The organism is Nonomuraea sp. NPDC048892 (assembly GCF_040649735.1).
Taxonomy (GTDB): Bacteria; Actinomycetota; Actinomycetes; order Streptosporangiales; family Streptosporangiaceae; genus Nonomuraea; species Nonomuraea maheshkhaliensis.
Genome location: NZ_JBEZFZ010000008.1, coordinates 13,841 through 34,392, shown reverse-complemented (window position 1 = coordinate 34,392; position 20,552 = coordinate 13,841). Strand labels below are relative to the sequence as shown.

17 protein-coding genes are annotated in these 20,552 nt (G+C 70.8%); 14 read left to right on the top strand and 3 right to left on the bottom strand.

Annotated features, from left to right (window positions below; all coding sequences use genetic code 11):
* Positions 1–5 precede the first annotated feature (5 nt).
* The 7 genes from AB0C28_RS26675 (at position 6) to AB0C28_RS26645 (ending at position 8,364) form a co-directional block, all read left to right on the top strand.
* Positions 6–968: an ATP-binding cassette domain-containing protein gene (locus AB0C28_RS26675; protein WP_357850367.1), complete on the top strand. Its 963-nt coding sequence runs from the start codon at positions 6–8 to the stop codon at positions 966–968.
* On the top strand, positions 968–1,771 hold the full coding sequence (locus AB0C28_RS26670; protein WP_357850364.1) for an ABC transporter permease: 804 nt from the start codon (positions 968–970) through the stop codon (positions 1,769–1,771). Before AB0C28_RS26675 ends, AB0C28_RS26670 begins: the two co-directional genes overlap by 1 nt.
* Positions 1,768–2,292 (top strand): DUF1707 domain-containing protein, encoded by a 525-nt coding sequence (locus tag AB0C28_RS26665; RefSeq protein WP_357850362.1) that lies wholly within the window; start codon positions 1,768–1,770, stop codon positions 2,290–2,292. The genes AB0C28_RS26670 and AB0C28_RS26665 overlap by 4 nt, the downstream gene beginning before the upstream one ends.
* Positions 2,293–2,674: 382 nt before the next feature.
* Positions 2,675–4,603 (top strand): amino acid transporter, encoded by a 1,929-nt coding sequence (locus tag AB0C28_RS26660; RefSeq protein ID WP_357850359.1) that lies wholly within the window; start codon positions 2,675–2,677, stop codon positions 4,601–4,603.
* A 97-nt stretch (positions 4,604–4,700) separates the two neighbouring features.
* Positions 4,701–5,903, top strand: coding sequence for an erythromycin esterase family protein (locus AB0C28_RS26655; protein ID WP_357850356.1), 1,203 nt, complete (start codon positions 4,701–4,703; stop codon positions 5,901–5,903).
* A 170-nt stretch (positions 5,904–6,073) separates the two neighbouring features.
* Complete coding sequence (locus AB0C28_RS26650) at positions 6,074–6,385, top strand: hypothetical protein (protein WP_357850354.1); 312 nt, start codon at positions 6,074–6,076, stop codon at positions 6,383–6,385.
* Positions 6,386–6,579: 194 nt separating this feature from the next.
* Positions 6,580–8,364, top strand: coding sequence for a hypothetical protein (locus AB0C28_RS26645; RefSeq protein ID WP_358078173.1), 1,785 nt, complete (start codon positions 6,580–6,582; stop codon positions 8,362–8,364).
* A 9-nt stretch (positions 8,365–8,373) separates the two neighbouring features.
* On the opposite strand, the gene AB0C28_RS26640 is transcribed toward AB0C28_RS26645, so the two are convergent.
* Positions 8,374–8,850, bottom strand: a complete 477-nt coding sequence (locus AB0C28_RS26640; RefSeq protein WP_357850348.1) for a hypothetical protein — start codon at positions 8,848–8,850, stop codon at positions 8,374–8,376.
* Between the two features lie 198 nt (positions 8,851–9,048).
* Between AB0C28_RS26640 and AB0C28_RS26635 the strand changes: the two genes are divergently transcribed.
* The 6 genes from AB0C28_RS26635 to AB0C28_RS26610 all read left to right on the top strand — a co-directional run bounded on the left by AB0C28_RS26635 (position 9,049) and on the right by AB0C28_RS26610 (position 18,507).
* On the top strand, positions 9,049–9,552 hold the full coding sequence (locus AB0C28_RS26635) for a peptidase inhibitor family I36 protein (protein WP_357850345.1): 504 nt from the start codon (positions 9,049–9,051) through the stop codon (positions 9,550–9,552).
* Positions 9,553–9,654: 102 nt separating this feature from the next.
* Positions 9,655–10,722, top strand: a complete 1,068-nt coding sequence (locus AB0C28_RS26630; protein WP_358078170.1) for an FAD-dependent oxidoreductase — start codon at positions 9,655–9,657, stop codon at positions 10,720–10,722.
* A gap of 4 nt (positions 10,723–10,726) precedes the next feature.
* Positions 10,727–12,124 (top strand): MFS transporter, encoded by a 1,398-nt coding sequence (locus AB0C28_RS26625; RefSeq protein ID WP_358078168.1) that lies wholly within the window; start codon positions 10,727–10,729, stop codon positions 12,122–12,124.
* Between the two features lie 91 nt (positions 12,125–12,215).
* On the top strand, positions 12,216–14,351 hold the full coding sequence (locus AB0C28_RS26620; protein WP_358078165.1) for a protein kinase: 2,136 nt from the start codon (positions 12,216–12,218) through the stop codon (positions 14,349–14,351).
* 412 nt (positions 14,352–14,763) lie between these two features.
* Positions 14,764–15,978, top strand: a complete 1,215-nt coding sequence (locus AB0C28_RS26615; RefSeq protein ID WP_358078162.1) for an MFS transporter — start codon at positions 14,764–14,766, stop codon at positions 15,976–15,978.
* Between the two features lie 51 nt (positions 15,979–16,029).
* On the top strand, positions 16,030–18,507 hold the full coding sequence (locus tag AB0C28_RS26610; protein ID WP_358078159.1) for a beta-galactosidase: 2,478 nt from the start codon (positions 16,030–16,032) through the stop codon (positions 18,505–18,507).
* Positions 18,508–18,862: 355 nt separating this feature from the next.
* Here the strand turns inward: AB0C28_RS26610 and AB0C28_RS26605 are convergent, their stop codons facing one another.
* Positions 18,863–19,123 carry a hypothetical protein gene (locus AB0C28_RS26605; RefSeq protein ID WP_346112245.1) on the bottom strand — a complete coding sequence of 87 codons (261 nt, stop codon included), beginning with the start codon at positions 19,121–19,123 and terminating at the stop codon, positions 18,863–18,865.
* Positions 19,124–19,379: 256 nt separating this feature from the next.
* Entirely contained in the window at positions 19,380–19,754 is a 375-nt protein-coding gene (locus tag AB0C28_RS26600; RefSeq protein WP_358078156.1) for a helix-turn-helix domain-containing protein, read from the bottom strand.
* Between the two features lie 204 nt (positions 19,755–19,958).
* Here AB0C28_RS26600 and AB0C28_RS26595 point away from each other — a divergent pair, with 204 nt between their 5' ends.
* The gene (locus tag AB0C28_RS26595; protein WP_358078153.1) at positions 19,959–20,540 is read left to right on the top strand and encodes a RidA family protein; all 582 of its coding nucleotides are present in this window, start codon (positions 19,959–19,961) and stop codon (positions 20,538–20,540) included.
* The last annotated feature ends 12 nt before the right edge of the window (positions 20,541–20,552 follow it).

The following is a 20,552-nucleotide window of genomic DNA, read 5'->3' as shown; positions in this document are numbered from 1 at the left end:
CTTTCATGCCTGACGCGATCATGGCCGAGGGGCTGGTCAAAAGATACGGCGACGTGGTCGCCCTCGACGGGATGGACCTGTCTGTCCCCGAGGGCACGGTGTTCGGGCTGCTCGGCCCGAACGGCGCCGGCAAGACCACCACCGTGCGCATCCTGACGACGTTACTGCGCCCCGACGCCGGGCACGCCACGGTGGCCGGGTTCGACGTCGTCCGCGACGCACGCGCCCTGCGCGGCCACATCGGCGCCTCCGGCCAGTACGCGGCCGTGGACGACCACCTCACCGGCGCCGAGAACCTGGAGATGGTCGGCCGCCTCTACCACCTGGGCGTGCAGCGCAGCCGGCAGCGCGCCCGCGAGCTGCTGGAGCGCTTCGACCTGACGCAGGCCGGCGACCGGCCGGTGCAGGGCTACTCGGGAGGCATGCGGCGGCGGCTCGACCTGGCCGGGGCGCTGGTGGCCAACCCGCCGGTGCTGTTCCTCGACGAGCCCACCACCGGCCTGGACCCGCGGGCCAGGGCGAGCCTGTGGGACGTCATCTCCGAGCTGGTCGCCGAGGGCACCACGGTCCTGCTCACCACCCAATACATGGAGGAGGCCGACCGGCTGGCCGACCGCATCGCGGTGGTCGACCACGGGCACGTGATCGCGCTCGGCACGTCCGACCAGCTCAAGCGGCAGGTCGGCGGCGACCGGGTCGAGGTGTGGCTGACCAGCCCGGCCGACCTGGAGGCCGCGGAGCGGGCGCTGGCGCCGCTGGCCGTAGGAGCGCCGCAGCGCGATCCGCACATCCTGCGGGTGACGGTCCCGGTCAGCGGCGGGGTGAGCGCGCTGACCGCCGCGCTCGGCCGCCTGGCCGCCGAACGGGTCACCGTACGCGACGCCGGGCTGCGCCGGCCGACCCTGGACGACGTGTTCCTCACCCTCACGGGACACCAGGCCGACGAGAAGGTCAAGGAGACCGTGTGATGAACGCCCTCAACCTGGCCGTCGCCGACGGCATGACGATCGCCAAGCGCAACGCGCTGAAGATCCGCCGGGCCCCCGACCTGCTGGGCGGCGTGGTCATGCTGCCGATCGTGTTCGTGCTGCTGTTCACCTACGTCTTCGGCAGCATGATCAGCCTGCCCGGCATGTCCTACGGCGAATACCTGCTCCCCGGGATCTTCGTCCTCACCATCGTCTCGAGCGCGCAGATCACCGGCTACACCCTGACGCAGGACCTGCAGCGGGGCATCTTCGACCGGTTCCGCACGCTGCCGATGTCCCCGTCGGCGGTGCTGACCGGCCAGACCATCGCCGACGTGATCATGAACCTGACCAGCATGGTCACGATGGTCGCGGTCGGCCTGCTCGTCGGGTGGCGGATCAACTCCTCGCCGCCGGAGGCCGCGCTGGGCTTCCTGATGCTGCTGCTGTTCTCCTACGCCTTCTCCTGGGTGACGGCGACGGTCGCGCTGGCCCTGCGTACGCCCGAGGTGTTCAACAACGTGGCCACGATCCTGTCGTTCCCGATGGTGTTCCTGTCCAACGCCTTCGTCGACAGCGCCCGCCTGCCGGGCCCGCTCAAGCCGATCGCCGAGTGGAACCCCGTCTCCACGCTGGTCCAGGCCGCGCGTGAGCTGTTCGGCAACACCAGCCCGGCCATACCGACGCCCGCCGCGTGGCCGCTCCAGCACGCGGTGCCGGTGTCGCTGGCGTGGTCGGTCGTGCTGCTGGCCGTGTTCGTGCCGCTGGCCACGCGGCTGTACAAGAGAGCCGTCAGCCGGTGAACCCCGCGACGGCACGGGTCTCCGACGGGGACCGCGACAGGGCGGTGGAGCTGGTGCAGCAGGCGTACGCCGACGGGCGGCTCGACCAGGAGGAGCTGGAGCGGCGGCTCGAACGCGCACTCGGCGCCGGCTCGGTCCAGGAGCTCGAACTCGTCGTCGCCGACCTGCCGCGTCACGACGAGGTGGTCAGGCTCCAGTCGGTCGGCGGGGGCCTCAAGCGGTCGGGCGACTGGAACGTCCCCCGGCGCCTGCACATCGAGTCCGCGTACGGCAGGGTGCGGCTCGACCTGTCGCGGGCCGTCATCCGGCACGCGCAGGTCGACATCGAGCTCCACCTCGCCTACGGCCAGGCCACGATCATCGTGCCCGCGGGTGCGAGTGTGGACGCCGACGGGGTGCGGGCCGAATGGGGCCGGGTGATCTGCAAGGCACCGGGCCGCCGGCGTCCCGGCGAGCTGCACGTCCAGGTCACCGGCGCCCTCCCCTACGGCCGCCTCGTCATCCGCCCAGCCCGCAGCTGACCTCCCCCACGGTCGGCCCACCCACGGGCGTGACCCCCACAGCGGCCCTCCCGCGGATGCGATCCCTTCGGCCGACTCACTCACGGGCACAATCCCCACGGCCGGCCCGCCTGCAGGTGCGATCCCCACAGCCGACCCTCCCTCAGGTGAATCCCTAAAGTCCGCGTGCCCGCAGGTGAGATCCCGGCCACCGGCTACCTGTCTGACCCCCGTCCGCCCCCCGTCAGGCCTCCCTGCGGATGAGACCACCCGCTCCCACCCCCGACCCCGACCCCATCCGCCCGAATATTGACGTTTTATTGACGCCATGATCACGCTGGTACCCGTACTTGCCTCACTAGTGTCTTCGTCCTGACGTCCCCTTGACGACGGAAGGACCCAGGTGACCGAGGTGGACCAGCGTGCGGCTGTGCCCGACACGCCGTTGCGGCGGTGGCTGCTCAAGGGCCTGCCCACCCCCGAGACCCCGGTGAACCGCCCCGCCGCCGAGGAGCCCGCCGGGCACCGGCACCAGTGGTGGCAGGTGATGTGCCTGACGGGCGTCGACTACTTCTCCACCCTCGGCTACCAGCCGGGCATCGCCGCGCTGGCCGCCGGCGCGCTCAGCCCCGTGGCGACGCTCCTGCTGGTGGCGTTGACGCTGCTGGGCGCGCTGCCGGTCTACCGGAAGGTGGCCGCCGACAGCCCCAACGGGCTGGGCTCGCTGTCGATGCTGGAGCGGCTGCTGCCCGGCTGGCGGGGCAAGCTGCTGGTGCTGTTCCTGCTCGGGTTCGTGGCGACCGCGTTCGTCATCACCATCACGCTGTCGGCGGCGGACGCGACCGCGCACATCCTGCACAATCCCTTCGTCCCGCACTCCTGGGCGGGCTGGCAGGTGCCGGTCACCCTGGCTCTGATCGCCGCGCTCGGCGGGGTGTTCCTGGCCGGCTTCAGCGAGGCCATCTCCATCGCGGTCGTCCTCGTCGCCGTCTACCTGGTGCTCAACCTGGTCGTCGTGGGCACCGCCGTCCAGCGGGTGCTCACCCATCCCGAGCAGGTGGCCGGCTGGCGGGACGTGCTCGCCTCCGACTACTCCAGCCCGATCGCCATGGTGGCCGTCGCCCTGTACGTGATGCCGAAGCTGGCCCTCGGCCTGTCCGGCTTCGAGACGGGCGTGGCCGTCATGCCCCTGGTCAAGGGCGAGCTCGCGGAACGGATCAGGGGCGCGCGCAAGCTGCTGACCACCGCCGCCCTGATCATGAGCGTCTTCCTGATCACCTCCAGCGTCGCTACCACCGTGCTCATCCCGGCCGAGGAGTTCGCGGAGGGCGGCTCGGCCAACGGCCGCGCCCTGGCCTACCTCGCCCACCTCTACCTGGGCGACTGGTTCGGCACCGCGTACGACCTGTCCACCATCGCCATCCTGTGGTTCGCGGGGGCCTCCGCCCTGGCCGGGCTGCTCAACATCGTCCCGCGTTATCTGCCGCGTTACGGCATGGCCCCCGACTGGACCCGCGCCACCCGGCCGATGGTGCTGGTCTTCACCGGCATCGCGTTCCTCATCACGGTGTTCTTCGACGCCGAGGTGGAGGCTCAGGGCGGCGCGTACGCCACCGGGGTGCTGGCCCTGATCCTGTCGGCCGGCGTCGCCGTCACCCTGGCCGCCTGGACCGCGCGCCGGTTCAAGGCCGCCGCCTACTTCGGGCTCATCAGCCTGATCTTCGCCTACGCCACCGTCGCCAACATCATCGAACGGCCCGACGGCCTGGTCATCGCCCTGCTGTTCGTCCTGGCCATCGTGGTCATCTCGCTGGTCTCCCGCGCCACCCGTTCCACCGAACTGCGCGTCACCACCATCAGCCTGGACGACTGCGCCCACCGTTTCATCAACGAGGCCGGCGAGATCTACCTGATCGCGAACGAGCCCCACACCCGCGACGCCAAGGAGTACGTCGACAAGGCCCGCGAGGCGTGGGAGCTGCACCGCCTGCGCACCAGCGAGGGCCTGCTCTTCCTGGAGGTGACCATCCCCGACGCCTCGGAGTTCGCCGGTGAACTGCGGGTGGTCGGCGAGGAACGGCACGGCTTCCGTGTCCTGCGCCTGCAGAGCACCACCGTGGCCAACTCCATCGCCGCTCTGCTGCTGCACCTGCGCGACACGTACGGCAAGACGCCTCACGTCTACTTCCACTGGGCCGCCGAGGGCAACCCCATCGGCGCGCTGCTGCGCTACCTCGTCTTCGGCGGCGGCGACGTGCCGCCCCTGACCCGCGAGGTGCTCCGCCAGGCCGAACCGGATCCCGCCCGCCGCCCGGTCGTCCACGTCGGCTGACCGCTCGCCGTTGCCCCTCGTTTGAAGCTTTCAGCACCACGACCACGGAGATATCGGCAAAAGTTCACACCGAAAGTTCAACGATACCGTTGAAGGCATGGACATCGGCATCATCCAAGAATCCGCCCATGCCGTCGAAGCCGCCACCGTCTCCAGACTCCTGCGGGCCCGGCCGCGCCTGCTCGCCCTCGGCGAACCCACCCACGGCGAAGAACTCCTGCTCGACGTACGCAACGACCTGTTCCGGCAGCTCGTCGAGCAGGACGGCTACCGGATCATCGCGCTCGAGAGCGACTGCCTGGCGGGCTTGACCGTGGACGACTACGTCACCTCCGGCACAGGCACGCTCGACGAGGTCGTGGAGCGCGGCATCAGCCACGGATGGGGCACGTCACCGGGCAACCGCGAGCTCGTTCGCTGGATGCGCGCGTACAACGAGGGCAGGCCCGCCTCCGAGCAGCTGCGTTTCGCCGGCTTCGACGGCCCGCTGGAGACGGAGGCCGCCGCGAGCCCCCGGCAGGTCCTCACCGCACTCCACGCCTACCTCGCCGCCCGTGTCGAGCCGGCCCTGCTCCCCTGCACCGCCGACACCCTCGACCAGCTCATCGGCGCCGACGAACGCTGGACCGACCCCGCCGCCGCCTGGGAACCGTCCAAATCCGTAGGCCGTTCCGACGACGCCAGGCAACTGCGGCTGCTCGCCGACGACCTGGTGGCCCTGTTCGACGCGTCCCTGCCGCACCTGATCGCGACCTCCACCCCCGGCGAGCTCGAACGGGCCCGCCTGTACGGTCGCACCGCCACCGGCCTGCTGCGCTACCACTACTGGATGGCCGACACCTCACCGGCCCGCTGGCCCCGGCTGGCGAGCGTGCGGGACACGATGATGGCCGCCAACCTCCTCGCCCTGGCCGAACAGGGCCCGACCCTGGTCTACGCCCACAACACCCACCTCCAGCGCGACAAGGGCACGCTGACCATGGCGGGCCGGCCGTTCGACTGGTGGGGCGCGGGCGCGCTGGTGAGCCCCCGCCTCGGCGACGACTACGCCTTCCTGGCCACGGACGTCGGCACCATCGCCCACCACGACGTGCCCGCCCCACCCCCCGACACCCTCCAGGGCCTCCTCCACCAACTCCCCGGCGACCGCCACCTCATCGACACCCGCCACCTCGCCACCACCCTCACCGCCGCCCCCGCACCCCGCGAATCCCCGTACTACGGCTACATCCCCCTGAACCCGACCCACCCGCCCACGTACGACGGCCTCCTCTACATCAAGGACCTGCCACCGGCCTGAGCCCCCGCCCGCGACCGGCGCCGGAAGATGATCCTGGTGCCGGTTCGCGCAATTCCGATCGGCGGCGTCCGCCATTCCCATAGCCAAGCGGGCTTTTCGCTTGCCGCCGGCAATAAGCCGGTCTACGGTTCACGTTGACCATTTCTGGAGTCAGGCCCAGGGAGACCTCCATGGCCGAGCCGCTGGTGCCCAATCCCAGGCACATGGTGCTCCGCGAGCTTCTCACCCGCGCTCGCGACCAGGCCGCCCACGTACGGACGGCCTACCAGGCCCCGGTCGCCGACATGTACTCCAACCAGGTGTGGACGGGGCCCACCGCCAGAAAGTGGACGCATGACCTCGAGTTTCGTCATCGCCGGTTGGCCCGGCTCGCCGAGCAGGTGGTCAACGCGTTGGAGGAGGAGCTGAGCCGTCATCCGCCCCAGGTGACGGCCGCGGAGGCGAACCACATCCGGCGTGAGATGGCGGGCAGGATCCCATGACGACTCCGGTCAACGAGTTCTGCGGCGTTGATCCACGAAGAATGGAACGAATGTCTCGTTCGCTGGAAGGCGGAATCGACACCATCACCGCTTTCTGCGCGGAGTTCGAGGCCGGCTTTCGCCGGAACGACATGAGCACCGCGATATTCCGCGAAATACGGGATATCGCCGATTGGGGCACGAGCCAGCTTTCCATGCTGACCTATCGTGTCGAGACCATCGAGGAGCTGGGCGACGGCGCGAGCCCCGGTTTCCTGCTGCTGCCCGACGATCTGGACGACCTCGAGCGAGCCCACCGCCTCGCCAAGAAGGTCACCGGCGTCTTCAGCACCAGGACGAAGAACGAGCAACGCGACCAGGCCGCGGAGATCCACGCGTACGCCGACGACATCGCGGCCCTGAAGCAGGACCCCCAGGCTGCCGCCGCCTTCTACGCGTCCTTGCCGCCCCACATCCGCGACGACCTGCCTCAGATCATCGCCGCGACCGGCAGTTCGACGGCGAAAGCGGATCTGGCGGCATTCAGCCAGGCCCTCGGCGCGGCTCTCGCGGCGCCCACCGCCATCCCTGGCTTCGCGAAAGTCAGGAGCCAGTTGCTGAAGCCCGCCGGGCGCGACGTCGCCTGGAACCGCCTCGCCCTGCTCAAGGACTCCGGCGCGCCGGCCTCCTATCGCGCGTCCGCCGCCCGCGCCCTGGTGCTCGACGAGTTCGTGGCCGATCCGCGCGGGGATTTCCGCGCCGGAACCGTCACCGACGTCAGCGCCTACGGGTTTCCCCCGGACACCGTGGCCATGGCCCTGTCGGTGCTCGAAGGCGACGGAGCCGTCATCCGCGACACGTTCGCCCGGATGGGCGGGGACGACGTGAAGCTCTCGCAGACCGAGAAGATGAAGCTCTTCGTCCAGTACGCGAAAGGCCACGGCTACGGCGACCAGGTCGCCGACTCTCTCGGCCGCGTGCTGGCCGACGGGTCCGAGGCCGTGGACGAGCGGCCCGGCCGGCACTCCCCCGAAGCCGCCGCCTTCGCGTTCGACACCATCGCCGCCATGGGCTCCTTCGGCGAGGATCTGCCGCTCACCGCCGCTGACTCGATGAGTGCGATCGCCACGTCGTACGCCCACGAGATGGTCACGGGCGCGCGGATCGACAGGGCGCTCTACCGCTCATCGACCATGGGAGCGCCGGAGGGATGGACCGACGTCGCCGGGATCACGCCGTCCTTCCATCTGAGCCCGGGCGACACCTATCGTTTCCTGCGCACGTTCGCCGCCGACGAACGGGCCACCGGTGATTTCGATGCCGCGATGGCCACGTTCTACCACGACACCATGGTCTCCGCCGCCCGCCTGGACAAGGGCCAGGACAGCGGTCAGTTCGAGATGGCGAGCAAGGTGTTCGGCGACTTCGGCGGGATCGAGTACAAGGCGATCAGCGACGTGCGGGGCGAGATGGACGCACAGGACGAGCTGCTGCGCGACATCGTCAAGAACACCCTCTCCTTGGGCATCGACAAGCTTCCGGTGGGCGACCTGGCCGCCCTGGGCGGCGCCGTGGTCAGGGAGCGGGTCGTCAACGCGGCATGGGACGTCGCCAAGGCGTACGGGGTCAGCACCGCGCTGGACGGATGGGCCGACAGCTTCGAGACCCGGGCCGAGAAGCTGGAGGCCGAGCAGCTCGACTATGTCGTACGGCACCGCTACGACCTGGCGGGCATGCTGTACGAAGCCGGATTCCCGGCGAGCGCCCCGCCTCCCGAACTGATCAGCGGCACGACCGGCCGGCTCAAGACCTACGACGAGATCGTCGCGGAGGCCACCAGGGAGGCCGGGAACGGCGACCGCGGGAAGACCCTCAGGGACAAGCTCGCAAAATTCGAACGGTGGATGGACGACAATCCGCGGTTCGACGCGAAGATGGAGGACTCCTCCCGGCTGGGCACGAGCACTCTTTCCCGGGACATCATCGACATCTGGAGCTGACGACGATCCTCAGGAGGCGAAGCAGCCGGTCTCGGCGCGGATGGACCACGTCGGAGAGTCGGGCCGCACGTCGACGGTCATCGTCACCCCCGCCTCGTCCTTCACCCCCCGGATGACCCGTGCCGCCGGCTTGTCCCGCCGGCCGGGGTCGGACGTCACCGTGTAACCGAATCGCGGCAGGGAGAGGGTGTCCTCCATGAGGCTCTGGGCCAGGTTCAGGTAGGCGTCCACGGTCTGGCCGGCGGCGCGTTCGTAGTCGGCCGTGGCTCGCATCACCCGTTTGAACCGGCCCTCGCCACACGGGACGTCCTTGTCCGGGCGTTCGAGGATGGTCAGTTTCTTGAGCGGGTTCTTGAAGACGTCGTCCGTCTCCAGAGTGCGGGTGTCCTTCCGCAGTTCGGCCACGGCGTCGCCGAGCGAGGGCCCGGCCGAGCAGGATGCCGAGAGGAGTACGCACGCCACCATGGCCACGCATCGGGCGCGCATGCCATACCTCCGTGAACGGCCGTGCCGACAGATGCTTCAATCCTGACCCAGCCCAGGTCCGGGCGCCAGCGGTTCACCGCTTCATGCCCTGGTGGTATGAAGCGGCCTGAGCACGAGCACGGGGGTCAACGGGGACTCAACGGGGGCTCAACATCGGGGTGCCTATCTTCGTGGCGACCACACGGAGAAGGAGACGAAATGAGCCAGCATCCGCTTCTCGTCAAAGTCCTGAGGACCGCCGGTGTCGCCGTCGCCGCCGGGGTCGTCGCCTCCAGCGCGGTCCCGGCACAGGCCGCCTCCGGCAGTGCCAGGGTCGAGGCGTACATGGCGGCCTTCCCTAACGGGACCAAGGTGAGCAACAACGAGATCTCCTATGAGGGCGGCGCGGTCTCCGTGCTGCTTTCGGCCACGGCGAAGGACTGCAAGGCGGGGTACTACTGCGTCTACACGGACTCGAACTTCCGTGGTGCGATGGCCAGGTGGAAGGCGTCCGCGTCCAAGTGCAAGAAGTACGAATTCACCGACTGGTGGCGCGACAGGATCTCCTCGTTCTGGGCTCGCGGTAAGTGCCCGGCCGACAACTACTTCCTCAAGAACAAGAAGAAGTGGCAGCCCGACCAGTTCCAGCCCTTCGAGGGGAAGAAGCCGTACGTTTACTACAACGACGCCTACGACTACGCGGCGCGCGGCTACACCGGCTGACGGCCGGCCCGTGCGGGGGGTCGCGTGGAGTCGCTTGACTTCATGTTTACCTTAACTTGCAGACTTGCCTCCGTTCGAACAACCGAACTCATGGAGGCAACGATGTACGACGTCGTCATCGCCGGCGGGGGGCCGGCCGGTCTGGCCGCGACGCTGGTGCTGGGGCGGGTGCACCGCACGGTGTTGCTGGTCGACGCCGGGGACGGGCGCAATGCCCGGGCCGATGCGGTGCACAACTTTCTGACCAGGGACGGGACCCCGCCGGACGAGCTGCGGGAGCTTGGCCGGCGGGAGCTGGCCGGGTATCCGGCGGTGCGGACGCTGGCGGGGACGGTTGCCGCTGCGGAGGCGGTTCCCACGGTCCCCACGGTTCCCACGGTCCCCACGGTCCCCACGGTCCCCACGGTCCCCACGGTCTCTGCGGCCTCTGCGGCCTCTGCGGCGGAGAACGTGGAGGGCGTTCCCGGCGCTAACGTGGCACGTGGCGGGTTCCGGGTTGAGTTGTCCGATGGCAGGACGGTGGGAGCGCGGCGGCTGTTGCTGGCCACCGGGCTGGCCGACGAGCTTCCCGGCCCGCCCGGAGTGGCCGAGCTGTGGGGCCGGTCGGCGTTCCACTGCCCGTACTGCCACGGCTTCGAGTGCACCGGCCTGTCGGTCGCGGTGCTCGGCGCCGGGCCCGGCCGCGTACGGCTGGCGCTGCAGCTGAGCCGGTTCGCCGCCGGCGTCGTGCTCTGCACCGGCGGCGAGCCGCTGGCCCCGGCCGCGCGGGAGACGCTCACCGCGTACGGCGTGGCGGTGCGGTGCGAGCCCGTCACCCGGCTGGAAGGCGCGGACGGACGGCTGGAACAGATCGTGTTCGAGGGCGGCCCGCCGCTGGAACGGGCGGCGGTGTTCGTCGCGAACGTGCCGCGCCGGCGCTCCGCCCTGGCCGAGCACCTGGGCTGCGCGGCCTTCGCCGACGGGTGCGTGGAGATCGACGAGTTCGGCCGGACGAGTGTGCCCGGCGTGTACGCGGCCGGCGACATGGCCAGGCGCCGCACCGTGCCCATGCCGCTCGCCGCGGTGATCGCCGCCGCCGCGAGCGGCACCCTGGCCGGCGGGGCCGTCGACCAGGACCTGCTCGGCGAGGACTTCAGCCTGCCCGACCCGTTCGCGCGACGGGAGGGCTGAGCTCATGTCCTCCAGAACGGGCAACGTCCCCCTCGCCACGGCAGGGCTCCTGATCGGCATGCTGCTGTCGGTGCTCGACCAGACGGTGGTGGCCATCGCCCTGCCCGACATCGCCGCCGACCTGGGCGGCATGGACGCGATCGGCTGGGTCGTCACCTCGTACCTGCTGGCCTCGACCGCGACCGGCGCGCTCTACGGCCGCGTCAGCGACAGGTTCGGCCGGCGCGCCGTCTTCGTCACGGCGGTCGTCGTGTTCGCCGCGGGCTCGGCGCTGTGCGGCCTGGCGCAGTCGATGCCGCAGCTGATCGCCGCCAGGACGGTGCAGGGCATCGGCGCGGGCGGGCTGTTCGTGCTGCCGACGATCGCGCTGTCCGAGTTGTACCCGCCGCGGCTGCGCAGCAGGGTGCAGGGCTTCACCGGCGGCGTGTTCGCGCTGGCCAGCGTGGGCGGGCCGCTCGCCGGTGGCGCCATCACCGACGCCTGGGGCTGGCACTGGATCTTCTACGTCAATCTGCCGCTCAGCCTGCTCGGCGTGGCTCTCACCGCGTACGCGCTGCGTCTGCCGACGCCCGGCGCGCACGGCAGGGCCGACGTGGCCGGGGCCGTGCTGCTCGCGGGCGCCATGGTTAGTCTTCTGCTGGTGGCCGAATGGGGCGGACGCGTCTACGCGTGGACATCCGGGACGATCCTCGGGCTGGTGGGCGCGCTGGTGGTGCTGACTGCGCTGTTCGTACGGCAGGAACGGCGGGCGGCCGACCCGCTGCTGCCGCCTCGGCTGTTCGCCCACCCCGCCCTGCGGACCGCCCTGCCCGCCGCCGCGCTGCTCGGCGCGCTGCTCGGCGGCTCGATCGTCTACCTGCCCACGTATCTGCAGGCCGGGTACGGCATGGGGGCGACGCAGGCGGGGCTGGCGCTGAATCCGTACGTGCTGACGTTCATGGCGGTCTCCTTCCTGGCCGGGGCCCGCATCGGCGCGAGCGGGCGGTTCCGGCCCTATCTGATGGCCGGTGCGGCCATCGCGGGGGTGGGGTTCGCGGTGCTGGGCGGCCTCACTCCCAGCGCCCCTTACCTGCTGTTCGCGGCGGGGATCACGGTGCTGGGCGCCGGGTTCGGGCTGCTCATGCAGAACCTGGTCGTCGTCGCGCAGAACGCGGCCCCTCCCGCCGACCTGGCCGCCACCACCTCGGCCGTGGTGTCCGTGCGCGGGCTCGGGCTGTCGCTCGGCGTGGCGGTCTTCGGCAGCCTGCTCACCCGCGAGCTCCAGGGGCGCGTCCCCGGTCCCGCGGCGACCGCGGCGGCCATTCCTGAGGTGCTGTTCTGGGGCGTTCCGGCCGCCGCGGTGCTGCTCGGGCTGGTCGCCCTGCTGCCACGGAACGTACGCGCCGCGAGCGCGCCGTCGTAGAAATCGGCCGATCTTCGAACCGTTGACCCGCCCGAGCCGTCTTTCAAGAACGGACACTTTGTGTCGGAGCGAAGGGCGGGGGCTCAGCAACATGATCAGTCCGGATACCGTGCTGGCGAATCGCTACCGCCTGGTGTCACGGCTCGGCGGCGGCGGTCACGGCGAGGTGTGGCGGGCTCACGACCTCCTGCTCGACCGAATTGTCGCGGTGAAGACCATCCGCGCGGGGCTGGACGGCGACCCCGAGTTCGCGGCCCGGTTCCATGCCGAGGCCCGGTCGATGGCCACGATCGACCATCCGGGCGTGGTGGCCGTGTTCGACTTCGGGATCGCCGAGTTGTCGGGGCGGCGTACTCCGTACCTGGTCATGCAGTATTTGGACGGCGAGCCGCTGCACCTGCTGCTGTCGCGCGGCGGGCGGATCCCGGCCGGCGCGGCGATGGACCTGGTCGCGCAGACCGCCGAGGCGTTGCAGGCCGCGCACGACGCCGGCGTGGTGCACCGGGACGTCAAACCGGGCAACCTCGTGATCCGGCCGGACGGCAGCGTCGTGCTGACCGACTTCGGCATCGCCCGGGCGGCGGGCGACGGCAAGCTGACCGCCACCGGCATCGTGCTCGGCACCGTCGTGTACTGCGCCCCCGAGCAGGCCGAGGGCGCCGCGCCCAGCACGGCGATGGACGTGTACGCGCTGGGCGTGGTCGCCTACGAGTGCCTGACGGGGCAGGCGCCGTTCCAGGGCGAGAACGCGGTCGCGATCGCGCTCAAGCACCTGCACGAGGCGCCGGCGCCGCTGCCCGCGCACGTGCCTGCGGCGGTGGGCGAGGTGGTCATGCGGGCGCTGGCCAAGGATCCGGCGGATCGCTGGCCCAGCGCCGGGGCCCTGGCCGTGGTGGCCCGCGCGCTCGCCGACCGGGCGGCGCCTGGCGCGTCGCTCGCGGACCGATCAGCCCCGCGCCCGTCATTGGACGGGCTTTCCGGCTCGGGTGAGCGGCCTGGGTTGGACGGGCGGTCAGCGCTGGACGCCTCGGGTGAGCGGCCGACAGCGGGCCGGCGGACCGGTTCGGGTCGCGGGCCGACGGCGAGCGGGCGGGCCGGTTCGAGTGGCGGGCCGGAGGCCGGCGGTCGGGCTGCGGTTGGTGGCGCGGCTGGTGGGGCGGCGGGCTCCGGGATGGGTACGGGGCGGGCCACGGTTTCCGCCCCGGCCGGTGGGCGGCGCGTACGGCGTTGGGCGCTGGGCGTGGGAGCCGGGCTCGTCGCCATGGCCGTCGCGGCAACGGCGGCCTGGAACCTGCTGGGCACCGGTCCGCCGGAGTCGTCCGCGTCCCAGGCGCAGGCCGGCCCGACACCGCCGATCGCCGCCGACCCGTCGCCGGACCTGCTCACCCACACGCGGGACGACGACGACAAGCCCCGCGACAAGCCGACGACCCCCGCCCCCGTCAAGACCACCCCGGAGATCGTCCCCTCCGAGGACCCGTCTCCTCCGGCTCCGGCCGAGGGCGTGCTGGTCGGTGGCATCGTGCACAGCGGCGGGCCGTCGTCCGGCGATCCGGGAGAGGACGGTTACCAGCCTGGGCAGGTCGACGTCTTCACCGGCAAGGGCAAGCGGGTGGCGAGCCGGCGCGCGGACCGCCGCGGGTTCCGCTTCTCGCTGCCCCGGGGCGGTTACCGGCTCCAGACGGCCGTGGCCGGCAAGACGTGTTCGACGACGGCCCGGGTCACGCCGGACCGGACCACGCGGGCCGACCTCACGTGCTCGATCCCCGAGCCGGCTTTCCGCAGCGCGGCGTTGAAGGACGTACGCGGGGACGTGAAGGGCGGGCCGGACTCGGGCGAGGCGCCCCCGTACGCGGACCTCCTGGTGGCGGCGGCGAACGGCGGCCAGGACGGCGTCACGCTGGCGTTCGTCACCGCCGGCCCCATCCCGGCGAAGGCTCCGTCCGGAGGGAAGAGCCAGAGCCGGTGGGCGGTCTCCATCGAGCAGGACGGCAAGACCTTCGTGCTGTCATTCACCGGCCGCGACGGCGCGTTGAGCGCCGAATGGGCACCGGCGACCGGCCCGGTCGAGGTCAAGCCAGTGATCTCGGGGGCGAGCATCTCCGTCGCCTTCGACCGCGCGCAGCTGAAGACGGCCCCGGTCGACTTCACCGAGCCGTACCGGATCAGTCACGCGGACGCGAACGTGATCGCCGACACGCACAGCTGGACCGACACAGCACCCTGACCCTGCTCCGACCTGCGCGATCCCGCCATCGGGACGGGGTCACCGCCAACCAGGCGACACGATTCCGACCTCCGCCATCCCGCTCCCAGCATCACCCGTCCGACACTCCACGTCCCTCGTCCCCCGCCCAACGTCCCACCTCCAGCGGGACGATGCGACCCCGCGCGGTGCTGCCCCGGCGATGGCGGCCCGGCGGCGCTACTCCGAACGATGCGACCCGCGCGGTACTGTCCCGCGCGATGCAGCCCAGGACTCTGCGGCCTGGGCGGTGCGGCCCCGGGCAATGCGGGCCGAGCGATGCTGTCGGAAAGGCGCCGGCCTGGGCGGATGGGCGTTGATATGGTTTCGGGTATCGGTCGTGGGGTGTACCGATATTGGACCGGCCGGATCGTTCTCTGGTGTGCTCACTCCCGTGACCGTCACCGCACCCGCCTCTCCCCCGCCCCTCCAGGACGTCTCCGGCCGCCGGGTGGTCGTCACGGTGGTCGTGATCCAACTCTCCGCCTGCCTGGGCTTCTTCTCGATGATGGCGCACCTGGTCGCGCACCTCCGGCACGATCTCGGTCTGCTGGCCGGCACGGTGGGGCTGGTGCTCGGGGTGCGTACCGGGCTGCAGTTCGCGCTCCTGCTGCCGATCGGCGTGCTCACCGACCGCCTCGGGGCGCGCCGGACGGGGGTGATCGCGTGCCTGCTGCGCGCGCTGGGCTTCGGGCTGCTCGGTACGGCGGGCGAGGTGAGCACGCTGCTGTGCGCGGCCGTCGTCATCGCGGTGGGCGGCGCGCTCTACAACCCGGCGGCCCAGACGCTGCTGGCCAGCGCCGGGCCGGCGCACCGGGCCGGTGGCTTCGCCGCGTACGTCACCGCCCAGCACGTCGCGACGGTCGCGGGCCCGCCCGTGGGGCTGCTGCTGCTCGCCGCGGGGCCCGGGTTCGCGCTGCTGGCCGGGGCCGCCGCCGCCATGTGGACGATCTCCTGCGGGCTGTTCCTGCTCCTGCCCAAGGGCCGGCCCGAACCCGCGCCGGCGGCGTTCAGCGGGGTGGCCGCCGGGGTGCGGGCGGTGCTCGGCGACCGCTCGTTCCTGCTCTTCGCGCTGCTGACCGCGCCCACAACGCTGCTGGCCAACCACATCATGACGGCTGTGCCGCTGCTCGGCTTCGCGCCCGGCGCGGCGACGCTCTGCTTCTGCGTCCTCGCCGCCGTCGCCGCCGCGGCGCAGCCGTTCGTGGCGGCGGGTCGGCGGGGCGAACGTCCGTGGGTGCTGCGCGCCGGTCTGTGCTGCGCGGCGGCGGCGTTCTTCGTGCTGGCCTCACTGGACGGTACGCAGCCGAGTCCGCTCATGATCGCCGCCGTGCTGAACGGGGTGGCGAACGGGCTCATCCAGCCGTCGATCTTCCAGCGTGTCACCCGGCATGCCCCGGCCGAGCGGTTCGGCTCGTACTACGGCGTGCTGGCGTTCTGCGCCGGGATGTTCTCCTTCGCGGGCGAACTGGTGATCGGGCAGCTCTTCGATCTGGGCCCGGTGGGTGCGACGGCAGCGCTGACCGGCGTCGGCGCCTCCGCCCTGGTGGCGGCGATCGCGCTGCGCGGCCAGGGGCGCGAGCGGCTCCTTCGCCGCCCCGCGCTGTGAGCTTCAGTAGTATTTCCGCCAGTTTGCTGCCGTCTGAGGAGAGGTGCGCCCATGCGGCGACTGACTGTGCCGGGGCACGTACCTCCGCCCCTGGAAACGCCGCTACGGCTCGGCGATCCACTCGAGCATCCCGACGCGATCACGGTGAACTCGCGCCATCTGAGCCGGGCGGGCCGACCGTGGTTCCCCGTGATGGGCGAGTTCCACTACGGCCGCTACCCCGCCGCCGAGTGGCGCGAGGAGCTGCTGAAGGTACGGGGCGGCGGCGTGGGCGTGGTCGCCACGTACGTCTTCTGGAACCTGCACGAGGAACGCCGGGGCGTCTTCGACTGGAGCGGCGACCGTGACCTGCGGCGGTTCGTGACCACCTGCGCCGAGCTGGGCCTGGACGTGGTGGTGCGGATCGGCCCGTGGGGGCACGGGGAGTCACGCAACGGCGGCTTCCCCGACTGGCTGCTCGCGGCGGACTGCGTGCCGCGTACCGACGACCCCCGCTACCTCGCGCTGGTGCGGCCGCTGTTCGAGCAGATCGGCGACCGGCTCGCCGGGCTGACCCGGGCGGACGGCGGCCCGGTGGTGGCGGTGCAGATCGAGAACGAGCTGTACGACCAGCCCGAGCACCTTCGCACGCTCAAGCGCCTGGCCAGGGCTGCGGGCATCGACGCGCCCCTGTGGACGGCCACCGGCTGGGGCCACGCGCGGCTTCCTGCGGACGAGCTGATCCCGCTGTTCGGCGGCTATCCCGAGGCCGCGTGGGACACCGCCCACGACGGCTGGCCGCGCCAGAGCCGGGCCCACTACTTCTTCGGCCCGGGCCGCGACGACGACTCCATCGGCGCCGACCTGCGCACCACCGAGGCGGCCGGCTCGGACGAGAGCCACCTCGCGCGCTACCCGTTCGCCACCTGTGAGCTGGGCGGCGGCATGTACACCTCCTACCACCGCCGTCCCCTCGTGACGGCCGCCGACATCGCCGCGCTCGCGCTGGTCAAGCTGGGCAGCGGGTCGGTGTGGCAGGGCTACTACATGTACCACGGCGCCTCGCAGAAGGTCGGCGAGCTGTCCACCCTCCAGGAGTCGCACGCCACCGGCTATCCGAACGACTGCCCGGTGATCAACTACGACTTCCAGGCCCCGCTCGGCGAGTACGGCCAGTTCCGCGACTCCTACCGCCACCTGCGGCTGCAGCACCTGTGGCTGGCCACGGACGGGCCCGATCTGGCGACCATGACGCTGACCATGCCGCCCGGCGCGCCCGCCGACACCGCCGACCGGGAGACGCTGCGCTGGTGCGTGCGTTCCGACGGTCGTTCCGGCTTCCTGTTCGTCAACAACCACCAGCCCGTCGAGACGCTGCCCGCCCATGACGGCGTCCAATTCGCCGTCGAGCTGGACGGCCGCGAGCTCGTCGTCCCGAGCGAGCCGGTGACGGTGCCGTCCGGCGCGTACTTCGCCTGGCCGCTCGCTCGGCCCGTCGGACGGAGCCTGCTGCTGACGGCCACCGCGCAGCCCGTGTGCGTGATCGACGACGAAGAGCCTGTGCACGTGTTCACGCAGACGGCGGGAATCCCGGTCGAGCTGGTCTTCGACGCCGCGACGGTAACCGTGATCGAGGGCCGGGCGACCGCGACCGAGGGTTCTGCGACCGCGACCAGGGACGCAGATCCCGTGACAGTGACAGCAGCCGCGAATCCCGCGACCGTGCGGCGGGAAGGCGACCGGCTTGTGGTCGCGGGGCTGCGGCCGGGGCCCGGGTGTCTGGTGCGGGTGAGCGACGCGTCCGGAGGCCGGGCGTCCGTCCTCGTGCTGGACGCCGCCGGCGCCCTCACCGCCACCCGGGGCCGGCTCTGGGACGCCGATCGGCTCGTGCTGAGCGACGGCCCGGCGGTCATCGACGACGAATGCCTGACCTGCTACGGCGAAGCCGACGAGGTCCGGATCTTCCCCGCCCCCGACTCCGCCACCACGACCGACGGCGTGTTCGGGGTCCTGCCACTGCCCGCCCCCGCGCAAGGCGCGATGCCCCAGGCCAAGGTGGAGCTGGTCGCACCGGCGGGCCCGGCCCGGCCACCGGTCGTGGACGCCGCCTCAGGACGGGCCTCCGCGCCCACCGATGCCGACTTCGGCCAGGCCGCCGTCTACCGGATCACCATCCCGGAGGAGGCGTTCGCGCAGAATGCCGCAGCGGACTGCGGCGCAGAGGAGGACGAGGTGCTGCTGCGGCTGGACTGGATCGGCGACGTCGGGCGGGCCTACCTCGGCGGCCGCCTCGTGGCCGACCAGTTCTGGCACGGGCCCGTCTGGGAGATCGGCCTGCGCAGATTCCGCGAACCGCTCAGGGAACACGGCTGCCTGGAGCTGCGGCTGCTGCCGCTGCGCGAGGACGCCCCCGTGTACGTCTCGCCCCAGGCCCGGCCCACGGCATACCCCGGCGGCAGCGTGCTGGAGCTGCGTTCCGTCAGCCTGGTTCGGCTCCCGCGGACCGTGCTCCCTGCCGGGTCACCCCCCGGGCGGGTACACGGCTGGTAAAAGGCTGGGCGAGGATTCGCCCGGAAGGGGCTACCGGGGAAGCATCGTTATGGGGGGCTGGTTTGCACAGGTGTCGACAACGAAGCAGTACCGGTTCGTACGAGGGATCGGCACATGATCCAATCGGGGGAAACTCATGTCGTTGCTACATTATCTCGGACTGACAAGCGTGCAGCAGTCACGCAAGCCCTATCCGATTCCGGGTGGAGGCAGTGGAGACTCCGACACCAGCAGGAGCGCACGCCGCAGGCGTCGCCGCCGCTAGGTGAAGAAGATTGCTGTGACGCATGCGAGACGCTGACTCAGCGAAAAGGGCCCACCGGCTAGACGCCGGTGGGCCCTTTTTCAGCTGTCTTTAGCCTTTCTTGTGGCAGTGCCACTTGTAGTAGGAGTGGTAGTGGCCCTTCTTGTGGTAGTGGCCCTTCCACCAGTGACCCTTCTTGTACCACTTCTTGTACCAGTGCTTGTGCCAGTAGTAGCCGTGCTTGCAGCCGGCGCTGTCACTGACCGAGGTGACCCCGGTCGTGGTGGTGCTCGCCTGGGCGGGGGCTGCGGTGGCAAGACCGGAGAGCGCCAATGAAGCGGCGAGGACGCCGCCCGCGAGGATCTTTCGCATGACCTCTTCCTTTCGTGGAGATTGCTGCTCACGATAGGAAGCCGATTAATTCCGCTCTATGTACTTGTACGCGCTCGGCACATCGATTTCGCGCCCAATATCATCCGGATCTAGAAAATGAATCCCCGCGGCCCCACGTTTCACAACGAGCCCGGTGAATGAGGAGAACTCACATTACGCCGCGAGCACCACCGTCTGCGAGGGATCATGGGAGTTCCTGGAGCCGCCGCACGTGTCACCGGTCGCGGTCAAGAAGTCATGAAACCAGAGGGCCGGAGTACGCGGCGCGTGCGGCCTCGACCTCGTGCGTGTGCTCTTTCGACCAGTTGTCGACCATCGTGTAGATCGACACGAGACTGTGCGCGAGTGGTGTGGCCTCGTACTCGACGCGCGGCGGCATTTCACGATAGTAGGAGCGCGTTACGAGCCCGTCGCGTTCCAGCTGACGCAGGCGCTGGGAGAGAACCTTCGGCGTCACATCGGGGATCCGGTGCCGAAGATCGGTGAAGCGCATCCGGCCTTGGTGCATGAGCACCCACAGGACGTCCGTGGTCCATCGCCCGAAGATCACCCGGACGGTGGGCGCGATCGGGCACGGATCGAACACCTGATCACTCGTGCAGCTGACCATGGCTCCCTCTCCTTTAGTTTCCTTTTGGTACCCGCTATCCAATGACTCTAGCTTGGGCGGAGTCGGCTCATTCCGGCACGGAGAACCCGCACCGCGCGGCCGCCGGTGTCCGCCCGGCCGACTCGGACAGCGCGTCGCCGACGACCTGAACGGCCCCTCCCGCCGGAAGATCCGCAACTTCACCCTCACGAAAAGGACCAGATCATGGACGTACGAGTCCCCGAGGACGAGCAGCCGCCCGCGGCCTCGACCGGCCGATCGCTCGCGCGGCGCGCCTTGCTGGCCGGCACAGCGGGCGCGGCCACCGCTGTCACCACGGCCACCGCAGTCGCCGCGGTCACCGCGGTCGCGAGCACCACGATGCCGGGAACGGCCCAGGCGGCGGGGCGGCCGTACCAGGTGATCAACCCGAGCGACCTTCCCGCGCCACAGGGCTGGTCGCACGGCGTCGTGGTCGAAGCTCGTCGAACGCTCCTGCTCGGTGGCGCAAGCGGACAGCACCGGGACGGCACGTGGGCGGTCGGTGTCGTAGCGCAGTACGAGCAGACGCTACGCAATCTGCTCAGCGTGGTACGCGCGGCGGGCGGCCGGCCACGGCACCTCGTGAGCCTCACCGCCTACGTTGTGGACATGCCGCAGTTCCAGGCGCATTGGGACGAGATCCAGGCCGTCTGGCGCCGGCTCGTCGGACCGAACTACCCGGCGATGGCCGTGATCGGGATCAACCGGCTATGGCTGCCTGAAATGCTGATGGAGATCCAGGGTACGGCGATGCTGTTCGACTGAGGAACCTTTGCC